Annotated in this window: 2 tRNA genes and 1 rRNA gene; all 3 read left to right on the top strand. The window is 53.4% G+C overall.

Going from position 1 to position 1023, the window contains the following annotated elements:
- Positions 1-514, top strand: a 16S ribosomal RNA gene (locus tag B5G42_RS17590); the annotation flags it as partial.
- A 196-nt stretch (positions 515-710) separates the two neighbouring features.
- Positions 711-787 (top strand) — tRNA-Ile (locus tag B5G42_RS17585).
- 13 nt (positions 788-800) lie between these two features.
- Positions 801-876 (top strand) — tRNA-Ala (locus B5G42_RS17580).
- Positions 877-1023 lie beyond the last annotated feature (147 nt).

The following is a 1023-nucleotide window of genomic DNA, read 5'->3' as shown; positions in this document are numbered from 1 at the left end:
TTTCCCTTCGGGGCACCGGTGACAGGTGGTGCATGGTTGTCGTCAGCTCGTGTCGTGAGATGTTGGGTTAAGTCCCGCAACGAGCGCAACCCTTATTGTTAGTTGCTACGCAAGAGCACTCTAGCGAGACTGCCGTTGACAAAACGGAGGAAGGTGGGGACGACGTCAAATCATCATGCCCCTTATGTCCTGGGCCACACACGTACTACAATGGTGGTTAACAGAGGGAGGCAAAACCGCGAGGTGGAGCAAATCCCTAAAAGCCATCCCAGTTCGGATTGCAGGCTGAAACCCGCCTGTATGAAGTTGGAATCGCTAGTAATCGCGGATCAGCATGCCGCGGTGAATACGTTCCCGGGCCTTGTACACACCGCCCGTCACACCATGAGAGTCGGGAACACCCGAAGTCCGTAGCCTAACCGCAAGGGGGGCGCGGCCGAAGGTGGGTTCGATAATTGGGGTGAAGTCGTAACAAGGTAGCCGTATCGGAAGGTGCGGCTGGATCACCTCCTTTCTAAGGAGACTTCAAGCAACCGAGAGTTGTTTGTAACGTCCTACGGTCAGCTTTCTGGAGCGAATGAGCTTTCACGTTGTTTAATTTAGAGGGTACACGCGTTAAGAAAATATGCCGGCGGCATATTTTTAGCGTGTACCGCGGCGGCTATGCCGACGCGGGCCAGGTAGGCAAGAAGTGAATGGCACCTATTTACGGGCCCATAGCTCAGCTGGCTAGAGCGCACGACTGATAATCGTGAGGTCGGTGGTTCGAGTCCACTTGGGCCCACCACTTCTCTCTCGATGGGGGTATAGCTCAGCTGGGAGAGCACCTGCTTTGCAAGCAGGGGGTCGTCGGTTCGAGCCCGACTATCTCCACCAATTCAATATTAGATCGAAGCACCTGGCAACAGATGTTTCGATCTGACCTTGAAAGAGGTTGGAAGTCAGCACCTTGAAAACTGAACAATGCAGATTGAAAGTATGAAGAGCAAGCAACAGAGGGCAATAACAGCAATGTTGTGGAAC

Origin of the sequence: Flavonifractor sp. An91 (genome assembly GCF_002159225.1) — a bacterium.
Lineage (GTDB): Bacteria > Bacillota > Clostridia > Oscillospirales > Oscillospiraceae > Flavonifractor > Flavonifractor avicola.
This window is presented reverse-complemented; position numbering and strand designations above follow the sequence as displayed.